Raw genomic sequence first — 16,539 nt, forward strand, 5'->3', positions numbered from 1 at the left:
GGGTTGGAAGACCTCGATGTTCCGGCGGCGTTTACGTAGCTGTATTAAATCAATTTGGTCGACTCCAGCTTTTCGATGATCCAGTCGTTGGCTTTGATGACCGGGCGGCGGAAGACGACGCCCAGGGCCAGCGACGGAATCAGATAGCTCGCCAAGATACCCAGCTCAATCCAGTACTCCATATGGTAGGCACCGGCCATGGCAGCGTGCATGGCGTTGATGCCGTGGGTGAACGGCAGGAACGGATAGATCGCCTGGAACACAGGGCCGGTCATCTCGATGGGGAACGTGCCGCCCGAACCGCCGACCTGCATGACCAACAGCACGACAGCGAGCGCCTTGCCGATATCGCCAAACGACACCGTAAGCGTGTAGACGATATTGGAGAACACGAGACTCGCAACCCAGCCCGCCAGCACAAACTGCAGTGGGTTGTCGCACTGAATGCCAAAGAACAGGATGTCGCCCGCGCACACGAGCGTCGCCTGCAGCAGGGCCAAACCGCCAAAGAACAGGTAGCGACCCAGGTAGATCTCGTGCAGGCGCACGGGGATGAGCTCGTTGATGAGCTCATCGTCAACCGAGACCTTCATCATGGCCGCCAGTACGATCGAGCCGACCCACAGCGACAGAATCGTGTAGAACGGCGCCATGGCCGAACCGTAGTTGCGGATCGGATAGACCGGCTTGCGGTCGAGCGCGACGGGGCCGGAAAGCGACACGGCCAAACCCTCGGGATCATTACCGATCATCGTCTTGATCGTGGCCAGATCGTCCGACATAAGGGCACCGTCGAGCTCGTCCTTGAAAGCGCTAATCTTGTCCGACGCCTCACCCAGCTGATCGGAAGCTTTGTTGACCAGCTTTGCAGCCTTGGAGAGGCCCTTTGCCAGCGAACCGGATGCGTCGGTCAGACCGTCTACGGCACTATCCAGATCGCCCGAGATACCGTTGAGCGAATCCAAAACGCCCGAAATAGTCTTCTTGAGTTCTTTGGCCTTGACCGAAAACGTAGAGTCGTAGTCAGTCTTGGCGCCCGAGATACCAGCCTTGGCATCCGCGATTGCCTGATCGACCTCGGCACGCGACTTGTTAACCTCTGCCATGCTGTCCGAGAGGGACTTTGCGGTTGCCTTCAGGTCCTTGGCGTTGTTGCGATACTCCGTCGCGATCCTGCCCAGCGATGTCGCCACAGACTTAAGACTGTCCTGGAGCTTTTCGTCACTCACCTGCTCGGCAAAACTGCGAAGCTGGTTAGCCACGTCATCGATATCGTTGGCACGCGATTCGAGTGCCGACGCGGCTTTGTTGAGCTGGGTCACCGTAACGTCGACATGCTGGTTCGCGGCGTCAAACGCCTTCGCAAGCTCGGTAGACACGTTGTCGAATGAGCCCGCGCTTCCGTCGATCGCGGTGTTGATGGCGTCGTTGGCTGCCTTGAGCGCTTCCTCGGAATCGCTCACACCGTTCTTTGCGTGCTCCATCAGCTGCTTCGTCGACTCATCAACAGTGCCCGTCTGCTTGAGCATACCGCCCGCCGACGTCAGCGAATCGGACGTGGAGCTCAAAACGCCCGCCAGCGACGTTGCGCTGGTCTGAATGTCCTGCAGGTCCTGGACCGAATCGCCCAGCGTAGAGGACAGATTGGCGATAAAGTTGCTCACCTGGTCGGTGCTCATATAGTCGAGCAGGCTGGACACGGTTTTAAGACCGATGCTCGTAATGGTTTCGGTAAAGGTCTCGTTGACCTGACTCTGGACGGCGCTCGAGCCTTTCTCGGTCACGATCTGCGCGATGGCGTTGGCCTTCTGGTTCTCGTAGAACTCGATATCGGCGTGCTTCACGTCGGTCGAAAAGAGCGTCATCATGTCGGCGCTAAACGTCTTAGGGATAACGACGGCAGCGTAGTACGCGCCCGACTTAACGCCCTCAATCGCCTTATCGCGGTCGTTGAGAACGACCCAGTCAAAGTTCTCGTTGCCGCGCAGAGTGGCGGTTACGTTTTCGCCCACGTTGACCTCGACGGGAATCAGATCGCTCTCGTAACCCTCGTCGGTGTTGACCACTGCAATCTTAAGGTTGCCGGTATTGCCGTAGGGATCCCAGCTGCCGGCGATGTTAAACCATGCATAGAGACACGGAACGATGATCAGGCCCATCACGACGACCATGCCGATCACGGAGCGAGACACGTTTTGGACATCACGCTTAAACAGGTGCAGGATGTTCTTCATTTATGCCTCACCTCCTTTGGAGTGCTTGCCGAGCGGGGTGGTATCCCCGTCGTTTCCGTTTACGTTGTCAACGCCGTCGGCATCTTGAGCCTTACGATGCGCACCGATATGCGGCAGACGGCTCGTGGGCTGTTCGCTGTCCTTGGTGCCCCGCTCGCTGGCGTTGAGACCAAACATGCGACGGGCAGCAGGGATGGCAGCCGTGTGCTCGCGCATCTCGCGGCGAAGATCCTCGTCCGAAAGCGCCGAGATACGCATCTGGGTATTAAGGCTCGCACGGATGTACTCGATGTTGATGAGCCAGCCGCAGATGGCGATAACCGAAATGATCCAGATAACGAGTAGGATGATCTTTCCGTTATTGTCGATATCGAGCACCGTCGAAAGCACAAAGAGCAGGACCTGGACGCCTACCACGGCGGCAAAACCGCCCTTGATGTAGTACGGGTAGCGATGCTCAAACGCCACGGCATGATCGAGCAGCTCGCGACGGTACGAATCCGAATCGAGCATGACGCGCATGGCCGTGCGCAGCGAATAGCGCTGGCGCGGCAGGTCGTTGGACTCGCAGATCATAAGGCCCGTCGTGGAAAGCTGCTTATCAAAGAGCAGGTTGAGGTTGAGCAGCAACGGGCGCAGCTGCAGACCGATAAAGAGCGCGATGATAAGGAACACGCCCAGGATGCACAGGTTGAACAGGTAGTTGAACGAATACATGCCACCGACGGTCTCGCGCAGCAGGTTGATGCCATAGGTGAAGGGCAGCAGCGGATGCAGCCATTGGAAGAAACCTGGCATCATCTCGATGGGATACATGCCCGACGAGCCGGGGATCTGCACAATGACGAGGATGACGCCAATGGCTTTACCGATATGCTTAAAGGTGGTGGACAGCGCATAGATGATGTTGACGTAGGTGAACGAGATAGCGATGCCGCCCAGCACAAAGAGCAGCGGATTGACGCACTGAACGCCAATGACCAGGTCGCCTACCGTAACGATAATGGCCTGGAACGCGCCCAGGATCACCAGCAGCAGCCAGCGGCCGAAGTAGCCCTGACGCGCCGTAAAGCTACCGATGCCCTCGCGGTCGACCTCGAGTTTGTAGATAGCGATGAGCACATAGCCGCCTACCCACAGCGCCAGATTGGTGTAGAAGGGCGCGATGCCCGAGCCAAAGCTCTTGACCGGATAGATTGACTTGGATGTCAGCTCAACCGGAGATGCCATGAAATCTGCCACGTCATTGACGTCGACGTCCATGAGGTCGGCTAACTCGCCCATAGACTCAGAGGTCTGCAGCGCCGCGATGTCATTGGCGGCGGTCGCGAGCTTGTCCTGAACCTTGGCAAGGGAGGCGTCGGTTTGGGACAGCGTGGTCTTTGCCTGCTTGAGCGTGGCGTCGAGCTGCGCCAGCGTGCCGCGCGCGCTCGCTATCGTGGGGGTCATACCCGACACAATGCCGGTCAAATCGCCCGAAACGGCGGCAAAGGAGTCAAGCGCGCTCGAAGCCTTCGGCAGCGCGTTTTGACCCAGATCTGCCTGGGCCTGGCCAAGGTTGGTCGCCCCGGTCTGAATTGCGTTATTGATAGCGTCGCTGGCACCCGAGACAGCCGCGGCATCATTTGCCATGGCGCTCGACTGCGCGGACAGACTGTTCTTGATACTCTGCAGCTGGTCGTTCTGCTTCTTGAGCGTATCGATCGTCGAGGCGATCAGTGCGTCGATCTGATCCGATCCCGTCGAGGTATCGCCGGCAAGAATCTGCAGGTGGCCGATAACTGCGGTGTTGTGATCGATCGTTGCCTGGAGAGACTCGAGCGAGTTGTCGATGCGGGTGGTCGTAGATGTGACCGTGCCCGTCAACTTGCCGATGGCAGCATTCGCGGAAGCCGACGTCTTGGTTAGCGCAAGGCTGCCCTCCGAAAGTGCCTTGGAGAGCGAGGTGATGGACTTGCCAGCCGTGGTGCGAGCTTCGCCCAGCAGATCATTACCCTGAGCGATTGCCTGCGTTAGCGAAGGCGCCTGCCCCTGCAGGCCCGCCAGCGCAGCATCGGCCGAAGCAATCGAGCTGCTCGTCTTGTCGATGGCGGTGTTCATGTCGCCGATGGAATCACGTACCTCGCCCAAGGTATCGGATGCCTCGGACACCGAGCTTGCCAGCGAATCCTGCGTCTGGGTTGCCTTGTCCTTTAGATCGACTCCGGCATCCTTGGCAATGCCGGCAACGGTCTCGCCCACCGTAGAGACAAATTCCGAGTTTATCTGCTCCTCGATGGTGTTGGCACCGGTATCGGTAACCTTGGGCGCAATGGCGCTCTTTTTCTCGTTGACGTAATAGGTGAGCTTCGGCTGATGGTAATTGCCGTCGAGCATCGAGACGAGATTGTCAGAGAAGTTCTTGGGAATCACGATGGCAGCATAGTATTCGCCGCTTTCGACGCCCTCTTTGGCATCTGCCGCCGAGTCGACGAAGGTCCAGCCAAGCTGGTCGTTCTTCTTGAGCTGGTCGACCACCTTATCGCCTGCGTTGAGCTCGCCCACTAGGTCGTTCTGGGTGCCCTGATCGTTGTTTGCGATGGCGATTTTAATGCCTTGGGTATTTCCGTACGGATCCCAGTTGGCAACGATGTTGTACCAGGCATACAGCGAGGGAATGACGCACACGCCCAGGGTAACCACCAGGGCGACGGGGTTCACGATCAATCGCTTGATGTCGCGTTTAAAGATTGCAAAGGAAACCTTTGCATCGGATAGTTTGCTGCCGAGACTCACGCTTGGACCATCCATCCTGTCGTTTAGCCGAATCATGCTATTAACAACCATTGTACGGGGGCACTTTAGCGTGTCACGGCGCAATGGTGCTGAGTTTTGCGGGTAGCAATATACTACGAAGATGAGTTAACGTACAGTTGTACAGTATCTTAAATTCCCGCAGCTCCCAAAACCACAACCCGCACAAACTAGCAAGCAACCAAGTGCCAAATGCGTACCTACACATCGAGAGAGGAAAATCTCCCACTTTTTGCCCAAATACAGGCTCAATGTGGGAGATTTTCCTCTCTCGTTCTACTAACTAGCTACGGCGTTCGTTAGAACGGCGGAACCAAGTTACATAAGATTACAAATGGCCGCGGCGAAGGCTACGGGGTCCTCGGGGAGGATGCCCTCGACGAGCAGGGCCTGGTCGTAGAGCAAGCCGGAGTACTGCTTGATCTTGTCGGCGTCGCCCGCCTTCTGGGCAGCGACGAGCTTGGCGAAGACCGGGTGCTTGGCGTTGAGCTCGAGCACGCGCTGGCTCTTAGGCATGCCGTCGGGCGCGCCCTCGGGGCCCTTCTGAAGCACTTTCTCCATCTCGAGCGAAAGCGGGCCCTCGGTGGTGATGCAGGCGGGGGCGTCAGTCAGACGCGCAGAGACGGCAACCTTCTCGACCTTGTCGCCGAGCGCCTCCTTCATGGCGTTAAAGAGGTCCTCGTTCTCCTTGGTGGCGTCCTCGGCCTCCTTCTTCTCGTCATCGGTCGCCAAGTCAAGATCGCCGGTCGCGACGTTCTTAAGCTCCAGGTGACGATCCTCGACCTCAGGCTCAGCGCCATCGGCAACTGCCTTCTCAGCAGCCTCGCGAGCAGCGTCATCCTCGTAGACCTTGGGCATATCGGCAGCCACGTACTCACGCATGGCCTGGAAGGTGAACTCATCCACGTCCTGCGTCAGCAGCAGTACATCGTAACCGCGGTCGAGCACGCCCTTCACGACGGGCATCTTGGCCAGACGCTCGCGCGAATCGCCGGCGGCATAGTAGATTGCCTTCTGGCCCTCGGGCATGCCCTTGGCATACTCGGCAAGGGTGATCATCTTCTGCTCCTTGGCAGACCAGAACAGCAGCAGGTCGGCGAGCTCGTCGGCCTTCATGCCGTAGCTCGAGTAGATGCCGTACTTAAGACCGCGACCAAAGTTTTCAAAGAACTTCTCGTATGCCTCGCGGTCGTTGTCGCGCATGTCCTCGAGATCGGCGGTGATCTTCTTCTCGACACGCTTGGCAATGGCCTTGAGCTGACGATTCTGCTGCAGCGTCTCACGCGAAATATTGAGCGTCACGTCGGCAGAGTCCACGACACCGCGCACAAAGTTGTAGTAGTCGGGCAGCAGGTCGTCGCACTTCTCCATAATCAGCACGTTAGAGCTGTAGAGCGCCAGGCCCTTCTCGTAGTCCTTGCTGTACAGATCGAACGGGGCGCGACCCGGCACAAACAGCAGTGCATCGTACTCAAGCGTACCCTCGGCATGGAAACTGATAGTGCGCGCGGGATCGTCAAAGTCGTGGAACGTGGACTTGTAGAACTCGTTGTAATCCTTCTGCTCAACGTCGGAGCTGCGCTTTTTCCAGATCGGCGTCATGGAGTTGATGGTCTCGAGCTCCTGGTAGTCCTCGTACTCGGGCTTGTAGTCGTCGCCGGCGTCCTCGGGCTTGGGCTTCTGGCGGCTCTTGCTCACCATCATCTGAATCGGGTAGCGCACATAGTTGCTGTACTGCTGAATCAGGCTCTTGAGGCCCCACTCGGTCAGGAAGCGATCGTAGGTCTCGGCCTCGCCGTCGGCGTCGAGTTTCTCGTTCTCACGCAGTGTCAGAATGACATCGGTACCGTGCTCAGCACGCTCGCCATCCTCGATGGTGTAGCCCTCAAGACCGTCGGACTCCCAAACGTGGGCGGTATCCTCGCCATAAGCGCGGCTGACGACCTTCACGTGGCTGGCGACCATAAAGGCCGAGTAGAAGCCCACGCCAAACTGGCCGATGATGTCGACATCGGAGCCCTGCTGCTCGGCGTTCTCGGTCTTAAACTCCTCGGAGCCGGAATGGGCGATGGTGCCCAGGTTGCGCTCGAGCTCCTCGGCGGTCATGCCGATACCGTTATCCGAAATTGTGATGGTACGGGCATCCTTATCAAAGGAGACACGAATGGCCAGGTCGCCCTGGTCGAGCTTGACACTCGGATCCTGAAGGCTCTTAAAGTTGAGCTTGTCGACGGCATCGCTCGCGTTGGAGATAAGCTCGCGCAGGAAGATTTCCTTATTGGTGTAAATGGAGTTGATCATGAGGTCGAGCAGTTTTTTGCTCTCGGTCTTAAATTGACGCATGTGCAGTCCTTTCGCGCTACCCCTGCCCGCAAAAACGGCCCGGTTGCCCGAGCCGTGTCGCAGACCTACTATGTTCAGACTTAGATTTTATAACCTATTAGCGCGCATATATACATACGGAATCGAAAAACTGTATGTCCAAACGCTCTGATGCGCCAATTGCCAAGGAGTGTCCCCGACTGCCGGCAGGAAAGGAACGTCCCTATCTGCCATCTACGCGCTTGGCCATCCAAGCATGGGGCTGGCCCTCGTCTTCGTAGTCCACCGGGGCAATCTGCGTGTAACCCGCCTTGGCATAGAGCGGCAGCACGTATTCCTGCGCATGCAGCTTAATGAGCTTGGCGCCGGCATCACGCGCGCACGTATCACTGGCCTCGACAATCTTGCTCGCCAAACCGCGACGGCGCATGCTCGGCAGCACGGCCACGCGCCCCATAATGTAGGTCTCCCCCGCCGCGACGCCTTCGTCCAAGTCGCACGCCGGCGACACCGGAGCCTCTGCGTCAGCTGCGCGCTCGAGTTCTTCGGGAAACACGCGCGAGCAACCGGCAAGCTCACCGTCTACATAGAGCGTCACATGAATGCAGTTCGGATCCTCGTCGATAGCGTCAAACTCATTCTCGTAGCCCTGCTCGTCCATAAAAACGACGCGGCGCACCAACGCCGCGTCATCAAAGCATCCCGTCTTAAGTTGGATATCCATGGCTGCCCTTTCATTCAATGCGAACGTTAGGGACAGATTTTAGCGAAAATGAGCTCCGCGCACGCTAAACTTCGCGCGAGCCTTCGCCAGGCAGTCGTAATGACCCACGTTATGGGCATCGCTCGCGATGAAGCTGTACAGGTTCTGATCGAACAGGCGCTGTGCCGGCTTTTTCTCGCGACCAAAGCGACCGCCGGCAATAAAGTCCGCCGAAGCCTGCAGCTTGCAGCCCATATCGACCAGGCGCTCCGCCACGCTTACATCCTTTTGAACCGCACGATAGCGCTCAGGATGAGCGATGATCACCTGGTAGCCACGGCACTGCAAATCGTAAATCGTGTTCTCGTACTCTCTAAACGCATACGCATCGGCATGCGTCGAAAGCTCGAGCAGAAACTCGTTGGTCCCATCGAAATGCAAGTGATCCGCGGCATCGATACCAAGCTCAACGAGCTTTCGATGGTTGACCTCGAAGCCCATCTGGAGCGGAAAACCGTCAGCGTTATCGCGCAGCAGCTCAAAGGCATCCCACATCTTGTCGTAATCAAAATAGGGATCACGGCAGTGAGGAGTGCAAACGATTCTGGTTACACCGGCCCGCTTGGCAGCCTCGAGCATCGCCAAGCTCTCATCGAGATCGGCGGCGCCGTCGTCTACACCCGGCAAGATATGGCAATGAATGTCACGCATAGGTCGGCCCTAATCAACTAAACGTTTGCTCGGTTGGTGAAGATGCCCTTTTTGGAAGTGCCCTGACCGTCGGAGCCCTTCTTAACCTTCTTACCGTCCTTGGTGTAGTAAGAATAGTAGTACTCGCTGGTCTCGGTCTCGCAGTAATTCATGACGGTACCGATGAGCTTGACCTTCTCGGACTTCTTAAGCTGACCGATGGCGTTGAGCGCCTCTTCGCGCTTGGTAAAGTTCTCGCGCACCACGAACAGCGCGCCGTCGGTCAGGCTGGCAATCTCGGCAGCATCGATGAAGGTGCCAACCGGGGGAGCATCGAAGATGACGTACTGGAACTTAGCAGACAGTGCCTTGACCAACTTGGAAAAGCGGTGAGAGACGATGATGTCGGCAGGATTGGGAATATGCGGCTCGGCATCGAGGAAGTAGAAGTTCTTCTGACCCGTCTCGACAATTGCCTGGTCAATGGAGATCTGCTCGGAAAGGACCGCATAGAGTCCGCCGCGCGAACGAACGCCGAGCATATCGGAAAGGGACCTGCGGCGCATATCGGCCTCGACCAGGAGCACGGACTTGCCGCTCGTGGCGATTGCCTGAGCAAGGTTAATGGAAACCGTAGACTTGCCCTCGTTGGGAATCGAGGAGGTAACGGTGATGGTGCGAATGGGGTCGTCCACGCTCGCAAAGCGGATATTGGCCAGAAGGGTCTTGGCGGCATTCTGTACAACGAGCTTATCGGTGTTCTTTGCCTTAGCCATGCCTATTTACCACCTTTCATAGCCGGAATTCGGCCAACAACGGGAATACCCAGGAGCTCTTCTGCCTCTTCGGCACCGCGGATGCGGGTATTGAGCATGTCTGCCAAAACGACATAGGCAACTGCGATAAAGATGCCCGCGAGGAACGCGACAGCAACGTACAGCATACGCTTGGGACCGCTGGGGGCTTCGGGGGTCTTAGCCTCGTCGATAACGTTGATGCTCTGGGCAGCGCCGACGTTCTGAGCGACCGTACTCACCGAGCTAGCTATGGCCTTTGCGACCTTAGCCGTCTCCTTGGCATCGGTGCCGGTAACCGAAAGCGTAATGACACGCGTGGTGGTCTCGGAGGAAACAGACACCTTGTAGTCATCCAGATCGGTGAGGCCCAGTTCTTTGGCGGCGCCGCTCTTAACGCTATCGCTATCAAGCAGCGTGGCGATATCGTTGGAAAGCATCTGGCTCGCCGAGAGATCGTTGTAGCTCATCTGACCGCTATCGTCGGTCTTGGCGAGAATGTACATGCTCGTCGTCGCGGTATAGGTGTTGTCCATCGCAACGAAGGACACGATGCCCATGGCGATCGCGCAGACCACCGGAAGGGTGATGACCAGCTTGAGGTGCTTCTTCAGCAGCTGGAACAGTTCGAGAAGGGTCATGCAGCTTGCCTTTCATTTCCCCAGTTCGGATTGACAAAACTGTCCGTATGTTATCGCATCTTTTTACCGAGACCAAACTCTATACATAAGAAACAGGCTCTCCTGTAAAAATGTCGGAAGCAATCGTAAAATTGCACAACAACGCCGCACCCGAAAGTCAAATGCGGCGTCTACATCAATATCTATGTTGTATCGCTATGCGAATGGCTCGTCCTGCTGTATGGGAAACGTCACCGTAATGGTGGTTCCCACGCCCAACTCGCTCGACAGATCGAGCGTGGCGTGATGATACAGGGCCGCATGCTTGACAATGGCAAGCCCCAGGCCGGTTCCGCCGCGTGCCTTGGATCTACTCTTGTCCACGCGATAGAACCGCTCAAATACCTTACCCTGTTCTTCAGGCGCGATACCGATTCCCGTGTCGGCGACCGCGAGGAACGGATGGCCTTCGTCGTTGGTGCCGCACTGCAGCGTAACCGTACCGCCGGGTCGATTGTAGCGGATGGCGTTGCTTGCCAGATTGTAGATGAGCTCGTCAATCAAGCGCGACACGCCTTCGATGACCACAGGCTTGGTCTCATGACTTATCGTCACATTCGCTTGACGGGCGACCTGTTCAAGACGCTGCTCAACCGTGTAGATGGCACGCGAGAGCTCAATAGGCTCCGTGGACCCAATGGGCACTGCCTCGCCTTCAGTTGCACGTTCGGCCTCGTCCAAGTTAGACAGCGTAAGGATGTCGTTGACAAGCGCTGCCAAGCGGCCCGCCTCACGATAGATGCGACCGCCAAAGTTGCGCAGGTCGTCCTCGCCCTCGACCATGCCATTTGCGATGAGCTCGGCATAGCCCGAAATCGCCGTAAGCGGCGTCTTGAGCTCATGGGTGATATTCGCCGTGAACTCGCGGCGCATACGGTCGTTGTCCGCTAGCACCGCCATTTGGCGCTTGAGTTCCTGGCGCTGCGACTCGATACGCTCAAGCATGGGGACCATCTCGGCATAGGCGTGCTCATAGCTACGGCGTGGGTGATCCAAATCCACCTCTTGCAACGGCGCGATGATGGCACGGGACTCACGGCGCGCCATAAAAAACGAGAGTACTGCACCCGCTGCTGCGATAAGCAGCATCGGCGCCAGCATCGACAGCAAAATCGCCGCAACACCAGGCTGGGCCTGCGCCAAGCGGACGACCTGGCCGTTATCAAGGGTGACGGCGCGATACAGCATAATCTCGTCGAGTGTAGAGCTTGCGCGCTCCGCGGAACCCGAACCGCTCTCAAAGGCCTCGATGACCTCGGGGCGATCGCCATGGTTGGGCAGTGTGGAAGGCGACGCCTCGTTGTCGTAGGCAACAGATCCGTCCTTATTGATCAGCGTGATACGAAGATCCTCGCGATCGAGGCTTCGCAAGAACGGAATGGGCTCCTGCTGCTCGTCGAGGGCGGCAGCAATGAGCTCAGTTTCCTGCGCCAGATTGGCACTCGTGGCATCCGCCAAAGTGTTTTGCACAAAGAACGCACCCAGCACCGTAAACGCCACGATAACCGCCATGGCGCAGACAAAGATCGTCACAAAAACGCGGTGCGACAGCGTATGTTTTCCCTGGGGGGCGAAGACCACGGGTTACTCCTCCGATGCGGTGGCCGCGGTGTCGTCGCCTTCGGCACCATCACCGGCAGAAGGCTCGGCCAGGCGATAACCCACGCCGCGCACGGTCTCGATGGCGCTGGCATGCTCGCCCAGTTTTTGGCGAAGCGTCTGCACGTGCACGTCAACGGTGCGCGAACCGCCGTCGAAGTCCCAGCCCCACACGCTCTGCAGCAACGACTCGCGGGTAAAGACCACGCCGGGCTTGCGCATGAGGTACTCGAGCAGGTCGAACTCGCGCAGGGTGAGCTTAAGCGGCTCGCCGGCAACGGTCACCTCGCGATGGCTAGGCGAAAGCACGATGTCGCCCACGCTGAGCACATCGCTCGCCTGCTTGACCATGCCGCCGCGACGCAGCAGTGCGCGGCAGCGGCTCGCAAGCTCCATGAGCGAAAACGGCTTAGTCAGGTAATCGTCGGCACCGCCATCGAGCGCCATCACCTTGTCGAGTTCGGTGTCCTTGGCGGTAAGCATCATGATGGGCACCGTCGCCGTCAGGCGGTCGGCGCGCAGGCGACGCATAATCGCCAAACCATCGGTATCGGGCAGCATGATGTCGAGCAGGACGGCATCGGGTACCCGTCGCGCCACGGCGGCCTTAAACTCGCCGTCGCACGAAAAGCCCTCGGCCTCGATTCCCTGCTTGCGCAGCGCATAGACCGTCAAATCCCTGATGTTGTCATCGTCCTCGACGTAGTAGATCATGTTGAACCCCCTTTGCGGCCGGCATGACCGCATCTTAACCCTAAAGGTACCTTTACGAGATGGTATCAGCCAAAACGTCCCGTCAAATAATCCGCTGTGCGCGAATCGGTCGGTTTTTTGAAGAGCTGAGCGGTGGGCGCGTGCTCCACCAGCTCGCCCAGCAAGAAAAACGCGACCGAGTCGGAGATGCGCGCCGCCTGCTGCATATTGTGCGTAACGACCACCAACGTGCAGATCTCCTTGAGCTCGCAGGCCAGCTGCTCCACCACCAACGTCGACACAGGGTCGAGTGCCGAAGTCGGCTCGTCCATCAGCAGAATGTCGGGCTGCACGGCAAGTGCGCGGGCGATGCACAGGCGCTGCTGCTGTCCACCCGAAAGACCCAGGCCCGACTCTTTGAGCTTGTCCTTGACCTCGTCCCACAGGGCAGCGCGACGCAGGGAGTCCTCGACCAGCTCATCCAGCACGGCACGATTGCGCACGCCCATGCCACGGGGGCCGTACGCGACGTTGTCATAAATGCTCATGGGAAACGGGTTGGGGCGCTGGAACACCATGCCCACGCGCTGGCGCAAACGGCAGATGTCGTAATCGCCCAGGATATCTTGACCATCGAGCGCAATCTTGCCCTCGATGCGGCAATCCTTGATGCCGTCGTTCATGCGGTTAAAGCAGCGCAGCAACGTAGACTTTCCGCAGCCCGAAGGCCCGATGAACGAGGTGATCTGCTTATCGCGGATCTTGATATTCACGTCCTCGAGCGCATGGTGGTCGCCATAGAACAGGTCGAGGCCCTCGACGTCGATGCGCGTCGGCGAGGCGGCAAGATCCTCTGCCGTGGGGCGAGTCGCATCCCCAACCTCGCGCTCATGCGCGGCCTCGGCCTGCGCTTCCATGAGTTCTTCAAGCTCCGTGGGCTCCACAGCCGCAGCAGCCGTCATACCGCACACCTCCATATCGATATCAATTCAGCAGTATCGATAGTAGGAATCGCGGCTCATACGCACGTGAGCACATTGTCAAGTGTTTGTAAGGGCACGCTAGCTATGCGGCGGGCAGCTCGATGGTGAATATCGTGTGTTCGGGCGTCGATTCACATGCAACGGTACCGCCGTGTGCCGCGATGATCTCCTTGGCAATAGCAAGGCCCAAACCGGCACCACCGCGATTGGTCGCACGCGCCGCATCCAGGCGATAGAACTTCTCAAAGATCACCTTGAGCTTAGCCGCAGGGATAGGATCGCCCTGATTGATAAAGCGCACGCGCACGCCGCCATCGTCTTGGCGCCTGGCCTCAATCATGATAGTCGAGCCCTCATAGCTATAGGCGACGGCATTTTTCATGATGTTGTTGAACACGCGGGCCATCTTGTCGCCATCCACGAGCACCGTCAGGTCCTCGCGAATATCAACCTGGGCTTCCTTATGCTGCTCGTTGAGGATGGGATAGAACTCGTCAGCCACCTGAGCCAGCAGCAACCCCAGATCAACATAGCCGCGCGTGAGCACGATATCGTGGAAGTCAAAGCGCGTGATATCGAAGAACTCTTCGATGAGCGCATCGAGCCGGTGCGCCTTGTCGAGCGCCACGCCCGTAAAGTGTGCACGTTGCTCAACCGGCAGCTCGGGAGCCTCTTGCAGCAGCGAAAGATAGCCCACCACACTGGCAAGCGGGGTGCGTAGGTCATGTGCCAAGTACGTGACCAGATCGTCCTTGCGATGAGACTCGTCACGCAAGGCCTGCTGCACCTTGCGCTCGCGATCGCGCACACGGTTGAGTGCGCCCTCGACCTCCAGGAAGTCGCCGTCGATGTTGTCCCAGGTGTCGGGGTGATCGATCAGGCAATCTTGAATACGAGCGGCCAGCACACAATCGGCATGCTGCTCGCCCTGCTCGTAGCCCTGGCAGTACAGGGCGCGGCCGCAAAAGAACAGCACGCACACGGCAAGCGCCAGCACAAAGCCAAGCATGTTGAATACAAAGCCGGCATCGAACAGCACCGGCCCTTCGATGCCGCCGAGTGCCATGGCGCCAATCGCCAACGTCATGGCCCACGCGGCACCGCCAATCACCACGCAGCGGCGTACGATTTCAAATCGATCGATCAGCAAAAAGCCGACAAGCAGCACCGCCAAGATTCCAGCGATGTTATCGATGCCAATCAGCAGCAGGCTCAGCAAAAAGAGCAGCACCGTTGCAAGCGCGCGGTTGTCGACGACCGACCTCACGTATTCAAAGAGTCGATCGGGCACCTCGAATGCCTGCCTATCGTCTTTTGTCATATCCACTTCCCCACCATCAAAGGCGTTATTCGATTATGTAGCCGACGCCCCAGACGTTTTTGATAAAGCGCGGCTTTTGAGCGTCGTCACCGATCTTTTCGCGCAGGTGGCGAATGTGCACCATCACCGTATTGTTGGAGCCGGGCATAAAATCCTCGTTCCACACCGCGCGGAACAGATCCTCCACGGCTACCACGCTGCCGCGATGCTCGACCAGATACAGCAAGATGGAATACTCGATGGGCGTGAGGCGAACCGGCGCACCGTCCACCGTTACGGAACGGGCATCGCGGTTGATCTCTAGGCCGTCGAACTGGATGGTCGGCGACTCGGCCGCCTGCGCACGGCTACCGTAGCTGGTGTAGCGACGAAGCTGAGCGTGCACGCGCGCGATGAGCTCCAGCGGGCGGAACGGCTTAACCACGTAATCGTCCGCGCCAAGCGAAAGGCCCTCGATCTTGTCTTGCTGGGCATCGCGCGCCGTCAGCATGATCACGGGATAGGTATGGCTGGAACGGATCGTGCGCAGCAACTCAAGCCCATCGATATCGGGCAGCATGACATCCAGCAGCGCCAGATCGAACTCCTGCTCCAAGATTGCCTTGGCAGCATCGGCCCCGCTATAGGCGACCTGTACGTCAAAGCCTTCTTTTGTAAGGTAGATACCAACCAAGTCGGCGATGGCCTTTTCGTCATCAACTACCAAAATGCGCTCGTTCATGCGTGCTCCTCTCGCGCTCCATTATGCCCGAGGGGGCGCATGCCACACACAACAAGCGTGGGTGATTAAGTCGGCCTTAAGCACCCTTGTGCCCGTTCGGGCGCGGATGTGGGCCACGCACGCACGCGATGATCGCCGACGCCGGCAAACGATATACTCTAGTTCCAGAAGAGACCATCCCGTCGAAAGCGAAATCCGTGAAGTCCCTCACCTCTTTTGCAAAGCGCTCAGCCCAGCTTGCCGCCGGCTTTGTCTGCGCTATCGCCCTTGCCGCTGGCGTGCCCACCGTCGCCGGCGCCCAAGTACTCACGACCGACAATGTTTGCGGCAAAACCGCCGATGCGCGCGGCATCACGGCCGAAAACCTGCCCGATATCGATGCGACCAATGCCCTCGTCATGGGCAAAGACGGCACCGTCTACTATGCCCGCGGCGCCGATGAGCAGGTCAAGATTGCCTCGATCACCAAGGTCATGACCGCAATCCTAACCGTCGAGAATTGCAAGATGGACGAGAAGGCCACGGTGAGCAACGCCGCAGCCACCGTGGGCAATTCAACAGCCGGCCTACTCGAAGGCGACGAGCTCACCGTGAAGCAGGCACTGCGCGGCCTGATGATTCCCTCGGGCAACGACGCCGCCATCGTGCTCGCCGAATATGTGGGCAAGAAGATCGACCCTAAGACCAAAGACGCCGAGGCAACCTTTGTGAAGGCCATGAACGAGCGCGCTAAGAAGCTCGGCTGCACCGGTACGCTTTTTGAAAACCCGCATGGTCTGGACTTTGATGAGTGGGCTGGCGATATGCACTCAACCGCACACGACGTAGCGCTGATGATGCAGGAGGCCATGAAAAACGACACGATCCGCGAGGTCGTAGCGAGCGAGGATTCCTGGATCGAGGTCACGGGCGCCGACGGCACCGACCATTCGCATTCCATGGACACGCATAACTATTTGCGGCTCTTCGGTGGTTTCTGTGGGAGAGATTCCGGCATAGGCCCAGC

13 protein-coding genes are annotated in these 16,539 nt (G+C 58.2%); 1 reads left to right on the forward strand and 12 read right to left on the reverse strand.

Annotation, left to right across the window (positions count from 1 at the left end; genetic code table 11):
• Positions 1-44: 44 nt before the first annotated feature.
• The 12 genes from DW037_RS05390 to DW037_RS05445 form a co-directional block, all read right to left on the reverse strand.
• Entirely contained in the window at positions 45-2,234 is a 2,190-nt protein-coding gene (locus DW037_RS05390; protein ID WP_118372945.1) for a YhgE/Pip domain-containing protein, read from the reverse strand.
• Positions 2,235-5,009: a YhgE/Pip domain-containing protein gene (locus DW037_RS05395; protein ID WP_233505635.1), complete on the reverse strand. Its 2,775-nt coding sequence runs from the start codon at positions 5,007-5,009 to the stop codon at positions 2,235-2,237.
• A gap of 336 nt (positions 5,010-5,345) precedes the next feature.
• Positions 5,346-7,370 carry a molecular chaperone HtpG gene (gene htpG / locus DW037_RS05400; RefSeq protein WP_117628972.1) on the reverse strand — a complete coding sequence of 675 codons (2,025 nt, stop codon included), beginning with the start codon at positions 7,368-7,370 and terminating at the stop codon, positions 5,346-5,348.
• A 202-nt stretch (positions 7,371-7,572) separates the two neighbouring features.
• Positions 7,573-8,073 (reverse strand): GNAT family N-acetyltransferase, encoded by a 501-nt coding sequence (locus tag DW037_RS05405; RefSeq protein WP_117637372.1) that lies wholly within the window; start codon positions 8,071-8,073, stop codon positions 7,573-7,575.
• 39 nt (positions 8,074-8,112) lie between these two features.
• Positions 8,113-8,763 (reverse strand): tyrosine-protein phosphatase, encoded by a 651-nt coding sequence (locus tag DW037_RS05410; protein WP_117806003.1) that lies wholly within the window; start codon positions 8,761-8,763, stop codon positions 8,113-8,115.
• A gap of 17 nt (positions 8,764-8,780) precedes the next feature.
• The gene (locus DW037_RS05415) at positions 8,781-9,518 is read right to left on the reverse strand and encodes a CpsD/CapB family tyrosine-protein kinase (RefSeq protein ID WP_118372946.1); all 738 of its coding nucleotides are present in this window, start codon (positions 9,516-9,518) and stop codon (positions 8,781-8,783) included.
• A 2-nt stretch (positions 9,519-9,520) separates the two neighbouring features.
• Positions 9,521-10,177 carry a YveK family protein gene (locus DW037_RS05420; RefSeq protein WP_118372947.1) on the reverse strand — a complete coding sequence of 219 codons (657 nt, stop codon included), beginning with the start codon at positions 10,175-10,177 and terminating at the stop codon, positions 9,521-9,523.
• A gap of 195 nt (positions 10,178-10,372) precedes the next feature.
• Positions 10,373-11,797, reverse strand: coding sequence for a cell wall metabolism sensor histidine kinase WalK (locus tag DW037_RS05425; RefSeq protein WP_118372948.1), 1,425 nt, complete (start codon positions 11,795-11,797; stop codon positions 10,373-10,375).
• Positions 11,798-11,800: 3 nt separating this feature from the next.
• Positions 11,801-12,529 (reverse strand): response regulator transcription factor, encoded by a 729-nt coding sequence (locus tag DW037_RS05430; RefSeq protein WP_089572665.1) that lies wholly within the window; start codon positions 12,527-12,529, stop codon positions 11,801-11,803.
• Positions 12,530-12,594: 65 nt separating this feature from the next.
• The gene (gene pstB, locus DW037_RS05435; protein WP_199578327.1) at positions 12,595-13,470 is read right to left on the reverse strand and encodes a phosphate ABC transporter ATP-binding protein PstB; all 876 of its coding nucleotides are present in this window, start codon (positions 13,468-13,470) and stop codon (positions 12,595-12,597) included.
• Positions 13,471-13,573: 103 nt separating this feature from the next.
• Entirely contained in the window at positions 13,574-14,812 is a 1,239-nt protein-coding gene (locus tag DW037_RS05440) for a sensor histidine kinase KdpD (RefSeq protein WP_117716624.1), read from the reverse strand.
• A 25-nt stretch (positions 14,813-14,837) separates the two neighbouring features.
• Complete coding sequence (locus DW037_RS05445) at positions 14,838-15,533, reverse strand: response regulator transcription factor (protein ID WP_117716623.1); 696 nt, start codon at positions 15,531-15,533, stop codon at positions 14,838-14,840.
• A 197-nt stretch (positions 15,534-15,730) separates the two neighbouring features.
• Here DW037_RS05445 and DW037_RS05450 point away from each other — a divergent pair.
• The coding region (locus DW037_RS05450) for a D-alanyl-D-alanine carboxypeptidase family protein (RefSeq protein WP_199578329.1) at positions 15,731-16,539 on the forward strand (809 nt) is incomplete at its 3' end.

This window comes from Collinsella sp. AF39-11AT, from assembly GCF_003474585.1.
In the GTDB taxonomy this organism is placed as follows: Bacteria; Actinomycetota; Coriobacteriia; order Coriobacteriales; family Coriobacteriaceae; genus Collinsella.